The sequence below is a fragment of the Phyllobacterium sp. CCNWLW183 genome (assembly GCF_037203775.1).
Lineage (GTDB): Bacteria > Pseudomonadota > Alphaproteobacteria > Rhizobiales > Rhizobiaceae > Phyllobacterium > Phyllobacterium ifriqiyense.
In genome coordinates, this window is sequence record NZ_JBBCBN010000003.1 from 394,838 (window position 1) to 410,654 (window position 15,817).

Here is a 15,817-nt window from a genome sequence, read left to right on the forward strand (position 1 = left end):
GCGCAATGTCTGAATACCTCCCTGCTTATTGGCCGCAAATTTTCTTCGTCCTGTCGATTGTTCTTGGCGTTCCCGCAGCCATCCATGCGACCATGACCAAGGAGGAAGTGCGCGCAGCAATTGGTTGGGTTGGCGTTATTATCCTCTCGCCGGTCATTGGCGCTGTCATTTATGCCGTGGTGGGCATCAACCGCATACGGCGCTCTTCCATTTCATCGCAGCGCGCATTCTTGCATGAGATCGGGCAAGGCCAGTTCCTGCGTTTTGATGCTACTGAAAAAGATGTTCTGGCACATTTCGAAAAACGCCTTTCGGCAATGAAGACATTGGGCGATCGCGTAAGCCGCTGCCGCCTCACCACCGGCAACACTATCACCATGCTTCAGACCGGCGACGATGCCTATCATGCAATGCTGGAAGCAGTGGGCTCGGCGGAGCGAAGCGTACTCGTCGAGACATATATATTTGATCGCGACAAGATTGGTTTGCGCCTTGCGGACGCGCTTATCGCTGCATCAAAGCGTGGAGTGGAAGTTCGGGTTTTAATCGATGCGGTCGGGGCGCGTTATTCCATTCCGAGTATTGTCGGCTACCTTTCCAAGCACGGCGTCAAGGTGGATGTGTTCAATGGCAATATTATCATTGGCCTCCGCCTGCCCTATGCCAATCTTCGAACTCACCGCAAGATATTGGTCGTTGATGGAAGGGTGGTCTTCACCGGCGGCATGAACATTCGAGCCGGTTTCTCGGCCGAGGTTGCAGGCGAAGACAATGCACGCGATACGCATTTTTGCTTGACTGGTCCCATCGTCACCGATCTCTTCCATATAGCCGCTGAAGACTGGCGGTTTTCCACGAACGAAGCTTTGACGGGAGAGGCCTGGCACATCGCTCCCCCGGAAAAGCAATCTGGTGAACCGGTATTCATCCGTGCTGTACCCTCCGGGCCGGACCGCAGCCTTGAAGCCAATCACAAGATGCTCATGGGTGCGTTCTCCATAGCGCAAAGCCACATTCGCATCATGTCGCCCTATTTTCTGCCGGACCGGGAGCTTATCAGCGCCCTGGTCACTGCGGCTCGACGTGGCGTTGAAGTTGATATCGTCATTCCATCCAACAACAATCTCAAACTGGTGGATCGCGCCATGACGGCACAGTTCGACCAGATTTTGAAAAGTCACTGCCGGATATGGCGCGCCAGCGGCAACTTCAATCATTCAAAGTTGCTTTCAGTCGATGGCGTTTGGGCCTATGTGGGCTCATCCAATCTTGACCCCCGATCGCTGCGCCTGAATTTCGAGGTGGATCTTGAGGTCATGGATGCAGAGTTTGCATCGAAGGTAGAGGGATTGGTTCAGAAAGCTCTGAACGATGCAAAACCTGTTCTGCTTCAGGACCTGCGCGCCCGTTCGTTCTGGGAACGTTTGCTGGATAGGATTATCTGGCTAGGCTCACCCTATCTTTGACAAAGGCGGCATCCGCTACAGCTGATTTCAAATCAACATAGGCCTTGATCGGGAGATGATCGGAGGCAACGCGCGCCAGGGGCGTGTCGTGAACTTCGATAGTTGTCACCAGACTATGGGGATGCCCCAATACCCGGTCCAACGCCAATACCGGAAAGCGTGACGGAAAGCTTGGCACGGCATTTTTTACCGGGTCAAAGATCGGCGATAAGAAATGCAAGGAAGAACCCTTGCCAATGCGCCATTCATTCAGATCGCCCATCAGCAGCGTTGGCCGCGAAGGATCGGCATTTACAGCCCGTAAAATCGCTTCTGACTGCTGCTGGCGCGAATGCCTCAACAATCCGAAATGTGCCGCGATTATCCGTAAAGGTCCGGCGGCGAGATCAATGTCGACGACCAATGCGCCCCGCGGCTCAAGTCCCGGCAGGACGAGCTGCTGCACATGACGCACAACCCCTTCCCTGAACAAAAGAAGGTTGCCGTGCCATCCATGACCTTTGGGATGAAGCGACGTGACCGGCACAGGCACAAGGCTGTTTTCGCGATGCAAACGCGCAAGATCAAGCAATCCGGTACGCTCGCCAAAACGCTTATCAGCCTCTTGAATGGCGATGACATCCGCGCCGATTTCACTGATGACGTGTGCGATGCGGTCCGGATCAAATTTCTTGTCTATCCCGACGCATTTATGAACATTGTAAGAGGCAATCAGCAAATCATTGCGCACGACACGGGTCACGCCTGTAGGGCGCTTGTTGCGATTTCTGACAGCTGCCAAAATACTTGCTGAGACGCTTGGCTTGATTGGCCGCGCCGGTTTCTTGCTATCCATCAAATAGAGATAAGTCGGTATGCGCCGAATGGCAAGCAGGTGTTTTAGAGCCTGTTACCAACCAGATGCGCCAATTGCGCGCCTACCTCGTAATAACCTTCCCGAAGACCGCGCATCCCCTCCTCTTTCGGCTGGGACACCGGAAGCGGCAGATCGGCTTCACTGACGCGGCCGGTAATATGTTCGGCAAGCAAGCGCCCAAAAACAGTTCCTGGAGCAATGCCGCGGCCGTTATAGCCACTGAAGCTTATAATATTGGGCGCGAGCGTGTGGAACCTTGGAAGATTATCACTTGTCATGCCGATCTTGCCGTACCAGCCAGCTTCGAAGGTCACGTCCTTGATTTGGGGGAAGAGTTTGCGGATCGATCTTGCAGCCCAGGCTTTGTGAACAGCCATTCCTGTTCCGCGCAACGCACCGACGCTTCCGAAAACAAGGCGTCCGGCACGGTCCATCCGGAATGAGCTGAGAATTTCCTTCGTATCCCAGCCACCCTGAAGTTCAGGCAAAATCGTGTCGCGCACATTTTCCGGCAAAGGCGTCGTGGCGAAATTGAAATAGGGCAAGTGCAAAAGTTCAGCTCTGAGAGCGGGCCATGGCGATGTGGTATAGGCGTTGGTGGCGACAATTACCCAGTCGGCGGAAATGGTGCCAGAAGGCGTCCGCACAAGCCAACGCGAGCCGGATCGCTCGGTCGCGCTCACGGCTGTCCTGGTATATATCGCAACGCCAATTGCCTGTGCTGCTCTGGCCAAGCCACGCACATAACCAAGCGGCTGTATCGTACCTGCCCGATTATCCAGCAGCGAGCCAGTATATGCGCTCGAGCCTACCTTAGCTGCCGTTTCCGCCGCATCCAGAAGATGAACAGCTGCGCCCCGCGCCTGCCATTGTTCTGCACGCTGTTCGAGTTGCTTCATCCCGCTTTTGCCCACAGCGCAATGCAAGGTGCCCTTGCGCTCCAGTTCGCACTCGATCTGATGTTTTTCCACGAGATTGAAAACGGATTGCGGCGCGTTGCCCAGAAGTTCAAGCAGGCGCTCGCCATGCAATTGCCCAAGCACGGCAGGCAAATCATTTGGCATTACCCACATGCCCGCATTGACGAGGCCAACATTGCGGCCAGAACCACCAAAGCCGATGTCCACCGCGTCGACAACTGCAACCTTCGTTCCGGCTTCAGCAAGATGCAATGCCGCCGAAAGGCCGGTAAAGCCTGCGCCGATTACCGCAACATCGACGGAAATATCGCCACGCAACGGTTCTGTTTTCGGTGCGGGAGGCGCCGTTTTTTCCCATAGGCCGTGCGAGTGTTCATCGTTCAGCATAGCATCACCGTTTGGCCAGTATTATAGATTGCCGTTATAGATCGGGTTTCATTTTGCGAAAATGAAATTCTTGGAAGACATGATGCTTTCAGCGAATGACTGACATATCTGGTTGTTGGTCAGTAACCTGCGCCGCAATCCAGCTGATAAAGCTTTGCGCAAGAGGATTCTCTTTTTTGTGCTCCGGCACGACAAGATAGTAATTATTCTCGGTTTGCAGTGGTTGGTCAAAGAGCACCTGCAGGCGGCCCGTCTCCAGCTCCTTTTCGATGAGATAGCGCGGAAGCAGCGCAAATCCCAGTCCCGCCAGAGCGGCTTCAATAACCATGGAAAAATGCTCGAACCGATGTCCCTTATAGGGACTGATGACTTCGGCTTGCTGTGTCTCGAACCACGACGCCCAAGCTTTCGGTCTCGTGGATAAATGCAGCAATGGTGCCGAATTTGCCAATCCGGCAGGCGTATCAACAGGATTGGCGCGGCATAATTCCGGGCTGCCAACAGGGACAATCATTTCGCTGCACAGATAGGTGCATGTGGCATGCGCCCAGACCGGCTGACCATAATGGATTGCCAGATCGAAAGGTTCTTCATCAAAATCAAACGGCTGGGAGCGGGATGCGACGCTTAACGCCATTTCCGGATGATCATTCAAAAAATTTGGCAGTCTTGGCATGAGCCACCGGCTGCCAAATGTCGGCAATGTCGCAATGCTCAATGATGATGCGGATTGCGATGCAGCCATGGCGCGCAACATTGTTTCTTCCGTCAAACCAAGCAGACGCCTGACCTCTGGCAAAAACTTCTGTCCCGCATCAGACAGTACAACCCGCTGACGTATGCGCTCGAACAAGAGCACGCCGATCTGGTTTTCAAGTTCGCTCAATTGCCGCGACACGGCGCTTTGTGTGAGACTCAACTCCTTTGCCGCCTGGGTGAAACTGCCATGGCGGGCCGCACATTCGAATGTTTGAAGAATATCGATGTCGGGGATCAGGCGTCTCGTTAACTTCATTCTCTTCTCGCATCAACCAAGTTTGAATCGTCGTAATACGTGGGGGCTGATAATCTGTATAATCCATATTGAGCATGACAGGAAAAGATTTGCTGTCCAAATTCAATGCGGAATCGATCATTATGAATTCATCGACGTTTCTTTCGCCGGATGCGATCCGGGCGTCTTTCTCTTCGGCCATGTCTTCCATGTATCGCACTGAGGTGCCTGCTTATGGAACATTGCTGTCACTGGTTGCCGAAGTGAATGCAAAAACACTCGCAGCCTCGCCCGAAATGGCACAGCGCCTTGAGCAAACCGATACGCTTGAACGTATATCGGAAGAGCGTCACGGCGCCATTCGCGTTGGAATCCCAGCCGAGCTTTCCATGCTTCGCCGCGTTTTTGCGGTCATGGGAATGTATCCTGTCGGTTATTACGACCTGAGTGAGGCCGGTGTACCGGTACATTCCACCGCATTCCGTCCCGTTGGCGATGCGGCCTTGAAGATCAATCCTTTCCGGGTCTTCACTTCCTTGTTGCGCCTTGATCTTATCGAAGATGCAGCGCTGCGCGAAGAGGCGCGCAAGACCCTTGATGCCCGTCAGATATTTACGGCAAAGGCTATTTTGCTTCTCGAGAAGGCTGAAATGAATGGCGGGCTTGACGCAGCTGATGCTGCATCCTTCGTCCAGGAGATACTCGAAACTTTCCGCTGGCATGATCATGCAAGCGTCAGCAACGACCTCTATCGGCGTCTGCACGATGCCCACCGCCTGATTGCCGATGTTGTGTCCTTCAAGGGACCGCACATCAACCATCTGACACCCCGCACTCTCGATATTGATGCTGTTCAGACATTGATGCCCGCCAATGGCATTTCGCCGAAAGCGGTCATTGAGGGTCCGCCCACGCGCAATTGCCCCATCCTTTTGCGCCAGACATCATTCAAGGCATTGGAGGAGAGCGTTTCCTTCATCAATGCTGAAGGTGTTTGGGAGAAAGGCTCCCACACTGCACGTTTTGGCGAAATCGAACAGCGCGGGATCGCACTCACGCCCAAGGGCCGCGCGCTATATGACCGGCTGCTGACGAAGTCACGCGAGGTCATTCGACCGGCGGCGGATGGCTCCAACGCGCAGGCCTATATTGACGCCCTGCAGGATGCGTTCGCCGGCTTCCCCGATGATTGGGCAACCATTCGCACGGAGAAACTCGGCTATTTCCGTTATTCCCCGGTTGCCACCTCGACTATTCGTGGCAGCGATCTTGAAGAGCTTATCCGCAAGGGTGCGGTGCAGTTCGATCCCATTGTCTATGAGGATTTCCTGCCCGTTAGCGCAGCAGGCATCTTCCAGTCAAACCTTGGCGATACGACGGCTCAAAACTTTGCGGCCAGCCCGAGCCAGCAAGAGTTTGAACTCCACCTCGGTGCTCCGGTCCTTGATGAATTCGAGCACTATGCCAATCTTGAGAACGCGTCCATCGAAGCCTGTTTACAGCAATTGCGCCCGGTCGCGCTTGCCAGCTAGGCCGTTTCAATAATCCGCGCCGGCTGATAAAAGCCGGTCAGCTCATTCGACAGATAATAAAAGGTAAGCAAGATGACTATTGCTCAGGAAGTAAAGACACTCCTTTCCAAGCTCGGCGTCGCAGACGCGGCTTATACGGGCGGCACGATGGCTTCATTCAGCCCGGTTACTGGTGAAAAAGTTGCCGATGTTGCAGTTCACTCCGCCGCAGATACTGCACAAGCAATCGAAGCTGCTGACGCCGCCTTCCGCGAATGGCGTCTTGTTCCAGCGCCGAAACGTGGTGAACTGGTACGCCTTTTTGGTGAAGAACTGCGCGCGCGCAAGAATGACCTTGGCCGGCTTGTTTCCATCGAAGCTGGCAAAATCCCGTCAGAGGGTCTGGGCGAAGTTCAGGAAATGATCGATATCTGCGATTTCGCGGTTGGTCTTTCGCGTCAGCTCTATGGTCTCACCATTGCCACGGAACGTCCCGGCCATCGCATGATGGAAACCTGGCATCCGCTCGGCGTCGTTGGCGTTATCTCTGCCTTCAACTTTCCAGTCGCTGTCTGGGCGTGGAATACGACACTTGCCCTCGTGTGCGGCGATTCCGTTGTCTGGAAGCCGTCAGAAAAAACCCCGCTGACCGGTCTCGCCTGTCAGGCAATTTTTGATCGTGCCGCCAAGCGTTTCGGTGACGTTCCCGCCGGACTTGCGCAAACGCTCATGGGCGACCGCACAATCGGTGAAGCCCTTGTCGATCATCCGAAAGTGGCACTAGTTTCAGCCACGGGCTCGACACGGATGGGCCGCGAAGTCGGTCCGCGTCTGGCCAAGCGTTTTGCCCGTTCAATCCTTGAGCTGGGCGGCAATAATGCCGGTATCGTTTGCCCATCGGCTGATCTCGATATGGCGCTGCGTGCCATTGCTTTTGGGGCCATGGGAACAGCCGGTCAGCGCTGCACCACGCTTCGTCGTCTGTTCGTCCATGAGAGTGTTTATGACACGCTCGTCCCGCGCCTCAAAAAGGCCTATGAAAGCGTTTCCGTCGGCAGCCCGCTTGATACGCCTTCTTTGGTCGGTCCATTGATCGACAAGGCGGCATTTGACCATATGCAAAAATCAATCAGCGAAGCTGTTGCGCATGGCGGCAAGGTTACTGGCGGCGCACGCGTCGACACAGATCATGCCAACGCCTATTATGTGCGCCCTGCCCTGATTGAAATGCCAAAACAGACAGGACCTGTCGTTGAAGAGACCTTCGCTCCAATCCTTTATGTGATGAAGTATAGCGATTTCGATCAGGCGATTGTCGAGCACAATGCCGTCGGTGCTGGTCTGTCATCGTCGATTTTCACGCTTAATTTGCAGGAAGCCGAACGCTTCCTCAGCCCGGACGGTTCGGATTGCGGCATTGCAAATGTCAATATCGGAACATCCGGCGCTGAAATCGGCGGCGCATTCGGCGGCGAAAAAGAGACTGGCGGCGGGCGCGAATCCGGCTCGGATGCGTGGAAAGCCTATATGCGCCGCGCAACCAACACTGTGAACTATTCCAAGGCTTTGCCACTCGCTCAAGGCGTGTCATTCGATATTGATTGATTGAACTTCACTGCGATATTGTTGCTCCCGCTGTTCAAACGGCGGGAGCGATACTTCCATAAACCCGCCTAGGCGGACTGGAATTTCTCTCCAACAAATTGCCAGTTGACCAGCTTTGCCAGCAGTGCGGCAACATGCTCGGTTCGCCTGTTCTCATAGTCGAGATAGTAGGCATGTTCCCACACATCGATACCGAGTAGCGTCTTCTTGCCATCTGCCAGCGGATTGCCTGCATCCTGCATTCCAACGACGGCAAGTTTATCGCCATCCTTTACCAACCACACCCAGCCGGTGCCAAACACCTTGTCCGATTCCGCGACGATCTGCTTTTGCAATTCGTCAATGCCGCCGAATGAACTTTTCACCGCATCAAGCAAAGCACCCTCAGCGGCGGCAGGTCCACCTTTGAACTGTTCCCAATACAGATTGTGATTCCACGCCTGCGCAGCATTGTTGAAAATCGCCGTTTCATTTTCCTTTTTGGCGCGCACGACAACCTCCTCCAGAGGCAGTTCCGCGTAAGGCGTTTTCTCGGTCAGCGTATTGAGCTTTTTGTAGTAGCCCGCATGGTGCTTTCCAAAATGCAGGCCGACAGTGCGAGCTGAAATGACCGGGCTCAATGCCCCTTCTTCATAGGGCAGTTCAGACTGCTTGAAAGGCATTGAAGCCTGGGCACGAACCGAGGGAGAGAAAAGCGTCGTGGCGGCTGCCGCGCCGGATAGCGCGAGCATATGACGGCGGTTCATTTTCATTTTTCATTCTCCTGCGTTCGGTGAATCTCCAGATACATCGCAAACGACTGCAAAGCGCCAGAGTTCCACCGTACACATCTGCTTGTGCAGCTCAGTTTATGGTTTTTTCAATTCTGCAACGACTGCATCAAAGAATACATTTGGATCGATCGGCTCCTTGCCCACCGGTTTGGGTTGCGCGCCAAAAGTGACAATGACGACCTTTTCAGCCGGGTCAATATAGATGTTTTGACCTTGAATCCCGATGGCGGAAAATGCGCCATCCTTGATGGAAGGCTCTGTCCATGCGGTCCACCACATATAGCCGTAATCGAGCTTTTTGCCGCCTTTAAGCGTCTTTGGCGTAGTCGCTTCCTTTACCCAGCCCTCCGGCAATATGGACTTTCCATCAATAACGCCATTGTTCATGAAGAAGAGGCCGAAACGCCCGTAGTCGCGCAAGGTCGCGCTAATCCCACTGCCGCCAATCTCAACCCCGTCGGGCGAATCCAGCCACCAGGTCGCATCGGTTTCCATTCCGAACGGCGCCCAGATTTTCTCCGACAGATAATCCGCAAGCGGCTTTTTCACCGCACCCCGTACTATCTCACCAAGAATCTGTGTTTCGCCCGTGCTGTAGGTATTCAATGTGCCAGGCTCAGCAGCTCGCGGCAGTTTCGCCATAAGCTCTACGGCAGAGCGTGGCTTTTGCGATATCTGTGCCTTCAACAGGGCGCGCCGGTCAGAGTTTGGGTCGGTATAGGTTTCATTCCATTTGACGCCAGACGACATCATCAAAACATCCCGAACCGAAACGCCATCATAGGCGCTGCCTTTCAGCTCAGGCACATAGTCCACGACTTGCGCATCGAGGCCCTTTATCAGCCCATCCTTTATCGCAATGCCCGCAAGGGTAGAACTGATGGACTTTGCCACCGACATCGACATCCAACGTGTCTTTTCCGTATTGCCGCGTTGATATGTTTCAAAGGCAATCTTGCCGTCCTTGATGACGAGCATGGCTGTAATATTGTCCAGCGCCACAAAATCGTAGAGATCGTAATCCTTTTCCTCATACTTGAATTTGACATTCGTGAGCTGCTTGTCAGCTTTTGGAAGATCGAGAGGCTTCGTTCCGGCTTTGATCGTGCGTGTTGGAAAGAGCCGGTCAATGTTCCGGTAGGTGCTGACAGCCAGATCCGGCAAGAGTGCGCCATCATAAACCTGTTCGACAGTCCCAATAGGCTCATTGCCATGCGGATATGTGCTTTCATCCGCCATCATGGGCGATGTCGCCCCTATAAGAAGCGCTACCGTACTAAACATCGTGGCTCTGAATGACGGCACAATCATATAATTTCGAAACATTCACATCTCCTCCTTTGTTGCCAGGCGAGAGTGCGGTGTTCTTCGCTTCGGTTCAATGCTTGAAACCGGTTTTTTCCATCATAGAGTGCATTAGCTCAGGGACGTGATCGCCAGATATATGCCGAGCAATAGCAGCCCGCTGAAAAAGACACGCCTGAATGCCTCGGCGCTCATTCGCGCTCTAAGCATTTGTCCAATGAACATGCCCAGTAAAGCGGGAATCAGCGCAAGCAGCGAGACACCAAGCAACGGCACAGGTGCCATTTGATCATCGGCATGCAGCGCGAGCCCAAGAGCCAGTGCAATCGTGGATACTGTGAATGACAGCCCCAATGCCTGAATCAGCTCTTCTTTTTCCAGCATCAACGCCTGCAAATAAGGAACCGCCGGAATAACGAATACGCCGGTTGCACCGGTCACGAGCCCCGTTATCAGCCCGACCAGCGGCGAGAGCAGATTTTCATAACGCACGCTCACCTGAAACCTGACTTGTAGCAATCCCAGCATTGCATAGATCGTCAAAGCTGCACCAAGGCCGGAGAGCGCAACGCCGGTGTGACCGCCTGTCAGCCAACCGCTTCCAGCAACGGTTCCAACAGCAACACCCGCCATCATGGTCCAGAGACGCTTGAAAAGCTGCTTGAACGATGGGCCTGCCAGCAACTGCCATACATTGGTGACGAAGGATGGAATAATCAGGATTGCCGCACCCTGTGCGGGAGGCATGGTAATTGCCAGAAGGCCCATTGCGACGGTGGGCAAGCCCATTCCCACGACACCCTTTACAAGGCCGGCCAACAAAAACACCGATGCAACGGTAATCCAGATCATCGGAAAGGAGATAAGATGGCCGGTTGCGAGATTGACCAGATTTCCGGCGACTTCCATCATAGCAGCACTTCCTGTTCTTTTGAGCTATTCCACGCCGACTCTTGACCTTTCCCTATCAAGTCCACAATCTGGAATTGCCCGGGCCAGCCTTCGTTATGGCCGAAGTCACGAGGTGTTGGTTTGCGATTTGATCTGGTTGACCTGAGGTTGTTTTTGCATATCGCTGAAAGCGGCAGCATCACTGCGGGTGCAGACCGCTCGGGCCTCGCGCTTGCATCGGCAAGTGCCCGCATCAAGGGCATGGAGGATATGCTTGGCGTAGCGCTGGTTGAGCGGAAACGGCGCGGCGTCACCCTCACCTCGGCTGGGCATACACTCCTTCATCACGCGCGAACAATTCAGAATCAGATCGAGGCCATGACAGGGGATCTTGGCGAGCACGCCGATGGTTTCAGGGCGCGCATTCGTCTACTGGCAAATACGGCGGCGGCTACACAGTCTCTTCCTGAACTTCTATCGACTTTTCTCGTGGCAAATCCTCATATTGATGTGGACCTTGAGGAACATCCCAGCCACCTGATTGCTGAAAAGCTTGTCAATGGCTATGCGGATCTTGGCATTGCTGCCAGTTGGGCCGATCTGTCGAATCTCGAACAACGGCCCTTTTGCACCGACCGCCTCACAATCATCGCAGCGCATAATTCCCCATTTGCTTCCGGTGCCCGCTCAATCCGCTTCGAGGATGCGGTAAACGAACCCTTCATCGGCCTCCACATCGGCAATGCCTTGCAGGAGCACATCATCCGGCGGGCAGCACAACTCGGACGCCACGTGAACTTTCGGGTGCGTGTGACAACGCTGGAAACTGTCATCCAACTTGTTTCTAATAATGTTGGAATTGCCATTGTCCCGGAAGGGGCGGCACGCAAGTCCTCTCGCACGCGCAAATTGAGGATAGTTCCTCTCAGCAATGATTGGGCCACACGCCGCCTGTGCCTCTGTGCCCGTCGCTTCAGTGACCTCACACCGCAGGCAGCACGCCTTGCTGATATTTTGTCTCAAACGGGATAAGACGGCGGCGTTGAAAGCCAGGATGCCCTGCGGGGCGTCTACGACCCGACGACTTTCGGATCGCCCACCTTGCCAAGAGCCTCGATCATGTAATCAACAACATCGTCCCCTACTGCCTCTTCGATCTCCGCCTCGTTATAGCCAGCAGCCTTTGCATCGGCGAGCAACGCGCGCGCAAGCTCCTCTCCTCGCTTTTCCGCATCACCAAGCTTATCAAGGTGGACGTTCTGCGCCGTCCAAGTCTTCACGAACGCCAGTGCTGGACCAAGTGTGATCATAATTTCTCCTCCAATTCAGCGCAGCGCCAATGAGAGCGCTAGAACCCTAATACCGTTCATATTCAAAATTCGCCATTGAAGCCTTGACGCGCATCGGTTAGAACCGCTTCGCGCATGCGAGCTATCGCAGCCTCATGCACCCGTAGCTCAGCTGGATAGAGCGCTGCCCTCCGAAGGCAGAGGTCACAGGTTCGAATCCTGTCGGGTGCGCCATTTCAGTAGAGAACTGCTGGAACTGCGGACTTCGCCCGCTGGGAGGGCGTAGCCTGCTCGGGACCGTTTGAGACAGTCACCTGACAATAGTGGTCGATGGCAAAACTTTGCGCTGTTTCCAGCCAAGCCAGATCAGGGCGAGCGCGGCAGCACCCATCCAGGGCAGCAGTAACAGGTTGAGCATTTGCCATCCAAGGAATTCCAGCAGCGCTGCTGCGCTCACCGAAGACATAAGCCCACAGGCAAAGATCGTCATGTCATTGGTCGCTTGCGCACGCCCTTTTTCGGCTGGCGTATAGGTGCTGGTCAGCAATGTTGTGCCGCCAATATAGAGGAAGTTCCAACCGATTCCGAGCAGGACAAGTGCGCCTGCAAACGAACCGAAACCAGTTCCCGTCAATGACATGGTCACATGACCGGCCAAGAGAACCAGGCCCGTCAACATAATAGGCAGCACGCCGAAGCGCGCGATCAACGAGCCTGTAAAGAAGGACGGCAAAAACATCCCAAGCACATGGAGTTGAATGACTGTCGCAGTGGCTGGGAGGTCGTGATGATGATGCGCCATGGCAAGCGGCGTTGCAGTCATGGCAAGAATCATGATTCCGTAGCCGGTCACGGCCCCGAAAAGCGCAACGAGATAGACTGGCTGAGTAATGATCTGGCCCCAGGACCGCCCCTTATCCGCATCACTATGAATGGCCTGCGGGGTGGGAACGCGAAGCCAGAGCAGCGCTCCGGCGGCAACCAGAGAGACCAGTGCCAAAAGCAGAAATGAGCCGACATATTCGGGCTGCAGCAGCGGACCACCGAGGCGTGCAAGCATGGGACCCGCCACAGCCGCGACGACACCGCCACCCAGCACGAGCGAGATCGCCCGGGAGCGGAAGTTCTCGTCAGCGACCTCGCTCGCAGCGAAGCGGTAGAATTGTGCAAAAGATTGATAACCTCCGACCAGAAACGTGCCGAATGACAAAAGAAGTAGCGATTCCAGCCAGATGCCCAGTGCCGCGCAGAGCCCGCCAGCAACACCAAGCAGCGCCCCGGCGACAAAGCCCGTCCGGCGGCCGACCCGTGCCATCCACATTGATGCAGGAAATGTCGCTGCCGCTGTGCCCAGAAACATCGCAGCTATCGGCATAGTTGCCAGCCCCGGACGCGAGGCGACCTGACCGCCGGCCAGAGCGCCGACAGTCACGACAAGCACCGTGACCGTTTGAAAGAGCGCTTGTGCGCTCGCTAGCAAAAATACCTGCCGATGCATGGGATTGCCGATCATGCGGATGCCCTTCAATGCAGCTTAAAGTTGATATACATCTCTAACAACAATCACCAATTATCAAAAGTATAGAATTGCCGGAAAACCATGGCGGCTCATTCTCGCAATGCTTCTGGGGGTCCGGCCCCTGCCTCAACGAGATGGAATGGAACAAAACGTCAAAAATACTGTTGCAATGTGTACGGCAAGACGGCATGCGTTGACTTGCCTTCATCGGCACCCAACATGGCCGTTCATCAGACCTTAATCGGCATTCGATTATTGCTGGACGGCTAACGTGACTGGTCAACGACAGAGCTCATTATGACACTGGAATCCGACTTGAACTTCTCCATCACTGATATTGAGCAGCTTGAAGACAGCCTGCGCAAGGCGATGCTTTCCAGCGATACTGCCGCGTTGGATGAATGTCTCGACGACAATCTCATCGCGATAGATCCTTTTGGACGCAGGCTGAACAAGCAGGAAAACCTCGATTTCCATCGTGCCAATATCCTTAAACTTGATCAGATTGACATGTTGGATTGCTCGGTGCGACTCATGGAAAATGCCGCGACAGTCTCATGGTTCGGAAAAATCGCCGGAACATATTACGGGGAAAGCTTTTCCGAAAAGCTCGCTTATAGCCGGGTCTGGTCACGAACTGACGGGCGGTGGACATTGATCCTCATCCACAGCACCAGAATTACGATGTGAGTTATCCGTCTTAAGTACCGTGATAGCTGGGACCAGAGCCAACTCACCCCAGTCGCAGATCAATGATTCAATGTGCGGAAACTGCTCTATTCGAGCTCCAGTACCTCTCCCGCTGTATAGATAATTTCCGGCGGGCCATACTCGCCAACATCCGGCTTCGCTTCCCGGGCCCAAGCGATAACACCAGCATGTTTTGAAGCCAAATCCTTGGCCGTGCGGATGGCGCGATCTTTTGTTTCGAATTGCTGCGGTTCTCCAACCGGGAAAAGCTCGCCAGCATCCCCTTGGTCGAACGCTATGACGACAATCAATTGCACTGGGTCCATTACACTAGCCTTACGTCAAACAATAATCTTAATACTGACCCAAGAATTCAAAGGCAGGCCTTCGATCCAGAAAACATCAGTAAACACATGGGGCCATAGGTGCCCTATTCGATACTAAACGCCAAGCACTAACAGCGGTTCCAATAGCGGCACTATGTTACTACTTTTGGTAACGTTTTATTTCAAAGCGCACCTTGCGTGATCTTATTCGGCGGCCATATAATAGCGGATGATAACTCCTCCACAAAAAAATAGCCCTGCAGCAAGCTCTGATGCTCGTCCTTGGCTTAAAATTCTAAGCCAATATCGCAAACCGCATAGAGGCCGGAGCGCCTTTGAACTTGCGGTTACGCTTGTTCCTTTCGCTATTTTCTGGGCTTTGTGCTGGGCCGCTGTCCATTATGGCTATTGGTGGGGTTTGGTTCTCATTATTCCAGCAGCAGGCTTCCTGTTGCGATTGTTCATGATCCAGCATGATTGCGGCCATGGATCATTCTTTGCTCACCGCCACACGGATGACTGGACTGGCCGGGTCATTGGCGTGCTGACATTGACACCTTATGATTATTGGCGACGCAGTCACGCTATTCACCACGCCTCGGCGGGAAATCTGGATGAACGCGGCATTGGTGACATTACTACGCTGACGGTTGCCGAATATCGCGCGTTGTCACGATGGGGCCGGATTGGCTATCGCTTCTATCGCCACCCGGCGGTTATGTTTGGTGTGGGGCCTGTTTGGCTGTTCTTCTTCAAGCAGCGTTTGCCCTTCGGCATGATGCGGTCTGGTGCTGCGCCGTGGATTTCAACCATGGCAACCAATCTTGGCATCGCTGTCTGCGCCATATTTCTGATGTGGCTTGTCGGCGTCGGTCCATTTCTGCTGATACACCTGCCCATCGTTACGCTTGCGGGAGCGGCGGGTATTTGGCTGTTTTACGTTCAGCATCAATTCGAAGAGACGCATTGGTCATCGGCACCGGAATGGCAGTTCCATGAAGCCGCCCTGCATGGTTCTTCGCATTACATATTGCCGGGTTTTCTCCAATGGATCACCGGCAATATTGGCATTCACCATGTTCATCACCTTTCCAGCAAGGTTCCCTGCTACCGGCTTCCGCAAGTTCTGAAGGACTATCCGGAGCTTGCCGATATTGGCCGTATTACAATCATGGAAAGCCTGCGCTGCGTGAAGCTTGTATTGTGGGATGAAAACCGCAAAAGACTGATTTCTTTCAGGGAAGCAAGGGCGCAGGTCTGATATCAGCGCCCGGCCCTCGCGCGA

Annotated in this window: 15 protein-coding genes and 1 tRNA gene; 7 read left to right on the forward strand and 9 right to left on the reverse strand. The window is 54.2% G+C overall.

Going from position 1 to position 15,817, the window contains the following annotated elements; genetic code table 11:
- The first annotated feature begins 5 nt into the window (after window positions 1-5).
- On the forward strand, window positions 6-1,466 hold the full coding sequence (locus V9K95_RS10025) for a phospholipase D-like domain-containing protein (protein ID WP_115051455.1): 1,461 nt from the start codon (window positions 6-8) through the stop codon (window positions 1,464-1,466).
- Here V9K95_RS10025 and V9K95_RS10030 read toward each other — a convergent pair.
- From V9K95_RS10030 to V9K95_RS10040, 3 genes are all read right to left on the reverse strand, one after another.
- Entirely contained in the window at window positions 1,438-2,304 is an 867-nt protein-coding gene (locus tag V9K95_RS10030; protein ID WP_435530081.1) for an endonuclease/exonuclease/phosphatase family protein, read from the reverse strand. The two genes, V9K95_RS10025 and V9K95_RS10030, sit on opposite strands and share 29 nt — an antisense overlap.
- A 41-nt stretch (window positions 2,305-2,345) precedes the next feature.
- A complete protein-coding gene (locus V9K95_RS10035) occupies window positions 2,346-3,629 on the reverse strand; it encodes an NAD(P)/FAD-dependent oxidoreductase (protein WP_336440696.1) in 1,284 nt (427 codons plus the stop codon).
- 88 nt (window positions 3,630-3,717) lie between these two features.
- On the reverse strand, window positions 3,718-4,644 hold the full coding sequence (locus tag V9K95_RS10040) for a LysR family transcriptional regulator (protein WP_336440697.1): 927 nt from the start codon (window positions 4,642-4,644) through the stop codon (window positions 3,718-3,720).
- Between the two features lie 122 nt (window positions 4,645-4,766).
- Between V9K95_RS10040 and hglS the strand changes: the two genes are divergently transcribed.
- Together hglS and amaB are read left to right on the forward strand one after the other, a co-directional pair.
- Window positions 4,767-6,155, forward strand: coding sequence for a 2-oxoadipate dioxygenase/decarboxylase HglS (gene hglS, locus V9K95_RS10045; protein ID WP_336440698.1), 1,389 nt, complete (start codon window positions 4,767-4,769; stop codon window positions 6,153-6,155).
- A 72-nt stretch (window positions 6,156-6,227) separates the two neighbouring features.
- Complete coding sequence (amaB, locus tag V9K95_RS10050) at window positions 6,228-7,739, forward strand: L-piperidine-6-carboxylate dehydrogenase (protein ID WP_336440699.1); 1,512 nt, start codon at window positions 6,228-6,230, stop codon at window positions 7,737-7,739.
- Between the two features lie 68 nt (window positions 7,740-7,807).
- Here amaB and V9K95_RS10055 read toward each other — a convergent pair whose 3' ends face one another.
- The 3 genes from V9K95_RS10055 to V9K95_RS10065 all read right to left on the reverse strand — a co-directional run bounded on the left by V9K95_RS10055 (window position 7,808) and on the right by V9K95_RS10065 (window position 10,669).
- Window positions 7,808-8,491 (reverse strand): superoxide dismutase, encoded by a 684-nt coding sequence (locus V9K95_RS10055; RefSeq protein WP_336440700.1) that lies wholly within the window; start codon window positions 8,489-8,491, stop codon window positions 7,808-7,810.
- A 96-nt stretch (window positions 8,492-8,587) separates the two neighbouring features.
- The gene (locus V9K95_RS10060; RefSeq protein WP_307282297.1) at window positions 8,588-9,838 is read right to left on the reverse strand and encodes a serine hydrolase domain-containing protein; all 1,251 of its coding nucleotides are present in this window, start codon (window positions 9,836-9,838) and stop codon (window positions 8,588-8,590) included.
- A gap of 90 nt (window positions 9,839-9,928) precedes the next feature.
- On the reverse strand, window positions 9,929-10,669 hold the full coding sequence (locus tag V9K95_RS10065) for a sulfite exporter TauE/SafE family protein (RefSeq protein WP_336440743.1): 741 nt from the start codon (window positions 10,667-10,669) through the stop codon (window positions 9,929-9,931).
- Window positions 10,670-10,849: 180 nt separating this feature from the next.
- On the opposite strand from V9K95_RS10065, the gene V9K95_RS10070 reads away from it, so the two are divergent.
- A complete protein-coding gene (locus V9K95_RS10070) occupies window positions 10,850-11,740 on the forward strand; it encodes a LysR family transcriptional regulator (protein ID WP_336440701.1) in 891 nt (296 codons plus the stop codon).
- Between the two features lie 38 nt (window positions 11,741-11,778).
- Here the strand turns inward: V9K95_RS10070 and V9K95_RS10075 are convergent, their stop codons facing one another.
- Window positions 11,779-12,018, reverse strand: a complete 240-nt coding sequence (locus V9K95_RS10075) for a hypothetical protein (protein ID WP_336440702.1) — start codon at window positions 12,016-12,018, stop codon at window positions 11,779-11,781.
- 136 nt (window positions 12,019-12,154) lie between these two features.
- On the opposite strand from V9K95_RS10075, the gene V9K95_RS10080 reads away from it, so the two are divergent.
- A tRNA-Arg gene (locus tag V9K95_RS10080) sits at window positions 12,155-12,231 on the forward strand.
- A 76-nt stretch (window positions 12,232-12,307) separates the two neighbouring features.
- On the opposite strand, the gene V9K95_RS10085 is transcribed toward V9K95_RS10080, so the two are convergent.
- Window positions 12,308-13,510 (reverse strand): MFS transporter, encoded by a 1,203-nt coding sequence (locus tag V9K95_RS10085; protein ID WP_336440703.1) that lies wholly within the window; start codon window positions 13,508-13,510, stop codon window positions 12,308-12,310.
- Between the two features lie 303 nt (window positions 13,511-13,813).
- On the opposite strand from V9K95_RS10085, the gene V9K95_RS10090 reads away from it, so the two are divergent.
- A complete protein-coding gene (locus V9K95_RS10090) occupies window positions 13,814-14,206 on the forward strand; it encodes a nuclear transport factor 2 family protein (RefSeq protein WP_115051464.1) in 393 nt (130 codons plus the stop codon).
- An 86-nt stretch (window positions 14,207-14,292) separates the two neighbouring features.
- On the opposite strand, the gene V9K95_RS10095 is transcribed toward V9K95_RS10090, so the two are convergent.
- Window positions 14,293-14,532, reverse strand: coding sequence for a hypothetical protein (locus tag V9K95_RS10095; protein WP_115051465.1), 240 nt, complete (start codon window positions 14,530-14,532; stop codon window positions 14,293-14,295).
- Window positions 14,533-14,761: 229 nt separating this feature from the next.
- On the opposite strand from V9K95_RS10095, the gene V9K95_RS10100 reads away from it, so the two are divergent.
- Window positions 14,762-15,793: a fatty acid desaturase gene (locus tag V9K95_RS10100; RefSeq protein WP_115051466.1), complete on the forward strand. Its 1,032-nt coding sequence runs from the start codon at window positions 14,762-14,764 to the stop codon at window positions 15,791-15,793.
- Window positions 15,794-15,817: the final 24 nt, after the last annotated feature.

Excerpts from the sequence above, each read along its gene's own strand:
- V9K95_RS10085 (WP_336440703.1), bottom strand. The coding sequence starts at position 13,510 with ATGATCGGCAATCCCATGCATCGGCAGGTATTTTTGCTAGCGAGCGCA.
- hglS (WP_336440698.1), top strand. The coding sequence starts at position 4,767 with ATGAATTCATCGACGTTTCTTTCGCCGGATGCGATCCGGGCGTCTTTC.
- V9K95_RS10100 (WP_115051466.1), top strand. The coding sequence starts at position 14,762 with ATGATAACTCCTCCACAAAAAAATAGCCCTGCAGCAAGCTCTGATGCT.
- V9K95_RS10075 (WP_336440702.1), bottom strand. The coding sequence starts at position 12,018 with ATGATCACACTTGGTCCAGCACTGGCGTTCGTGAAGACTTGGACGGCG.
- V9K95_RS10060 (WP_307282297.1), bottom strand. The coding sequence starts at position 9,838 with ATGTTTCGAAATTATATGATTGTGCCGTCATTCAGAGCCACGATGTTT.
- V9K95_RS10065 (WP_336440743.1), bottom strand. The coding sequence starts at position 10,669 with ATGATCTGGATTACCGTTGCATCGGTGTTTTTGTTGGCCGGCCTTGTA.
- V9K95_RS10090 (WP_115051464.1), top strand. The coding sequence starts at position 13,814 with ATGACACTGGAATCCGACTTGAACTTCTCCATCACTGATATTGAGCAG.
- V9K95_RS10035 (WP_336440696.1), bottom strand. The coding sequence starts at position 3,629 with ATGCTGAACGATGAACACTCGCACGGCCTATGGGAAAAAACGGCGCCT.
- V9K95_RS10040 (WP_336440697.1), bottom strand. The coding sequence starts at position 4,644 with ATGAAGTTAACGAGACGCCTGATCCCCGACATCGATATTCTTCAAACA.
- V9K95_RS10055 (WP_336440700.1), bottom strand. The coding sequence starts at position 8,491 with ATGAAAATGAACCGCCGTCATATGCTCGCGCTATCCGGCGCGGCAGCC.
- V9K95_RS10095 (WP_115051465.1), bottom strand. The coding sequence starts at position 14,532 with ATGGACCCAGTGCAATTGATTGTCGTCATAGCGTTCGACCAAGGGGAT.
- amaB (WP_336440699.1), top strand. The coding sequence starts at position 6,228 with ATGACTATTGCTCAGGAAGTAAAGACACTCCTTTCCAAGCTCGGCGTC.
- V9K95_RS10025 (WP_115051455.1), top strand. The coding sequence starts at position 6 with ATGTCTGAATACCTCCCTGCTTATTGGCCGCAAATTTTCTTCGTCCTG.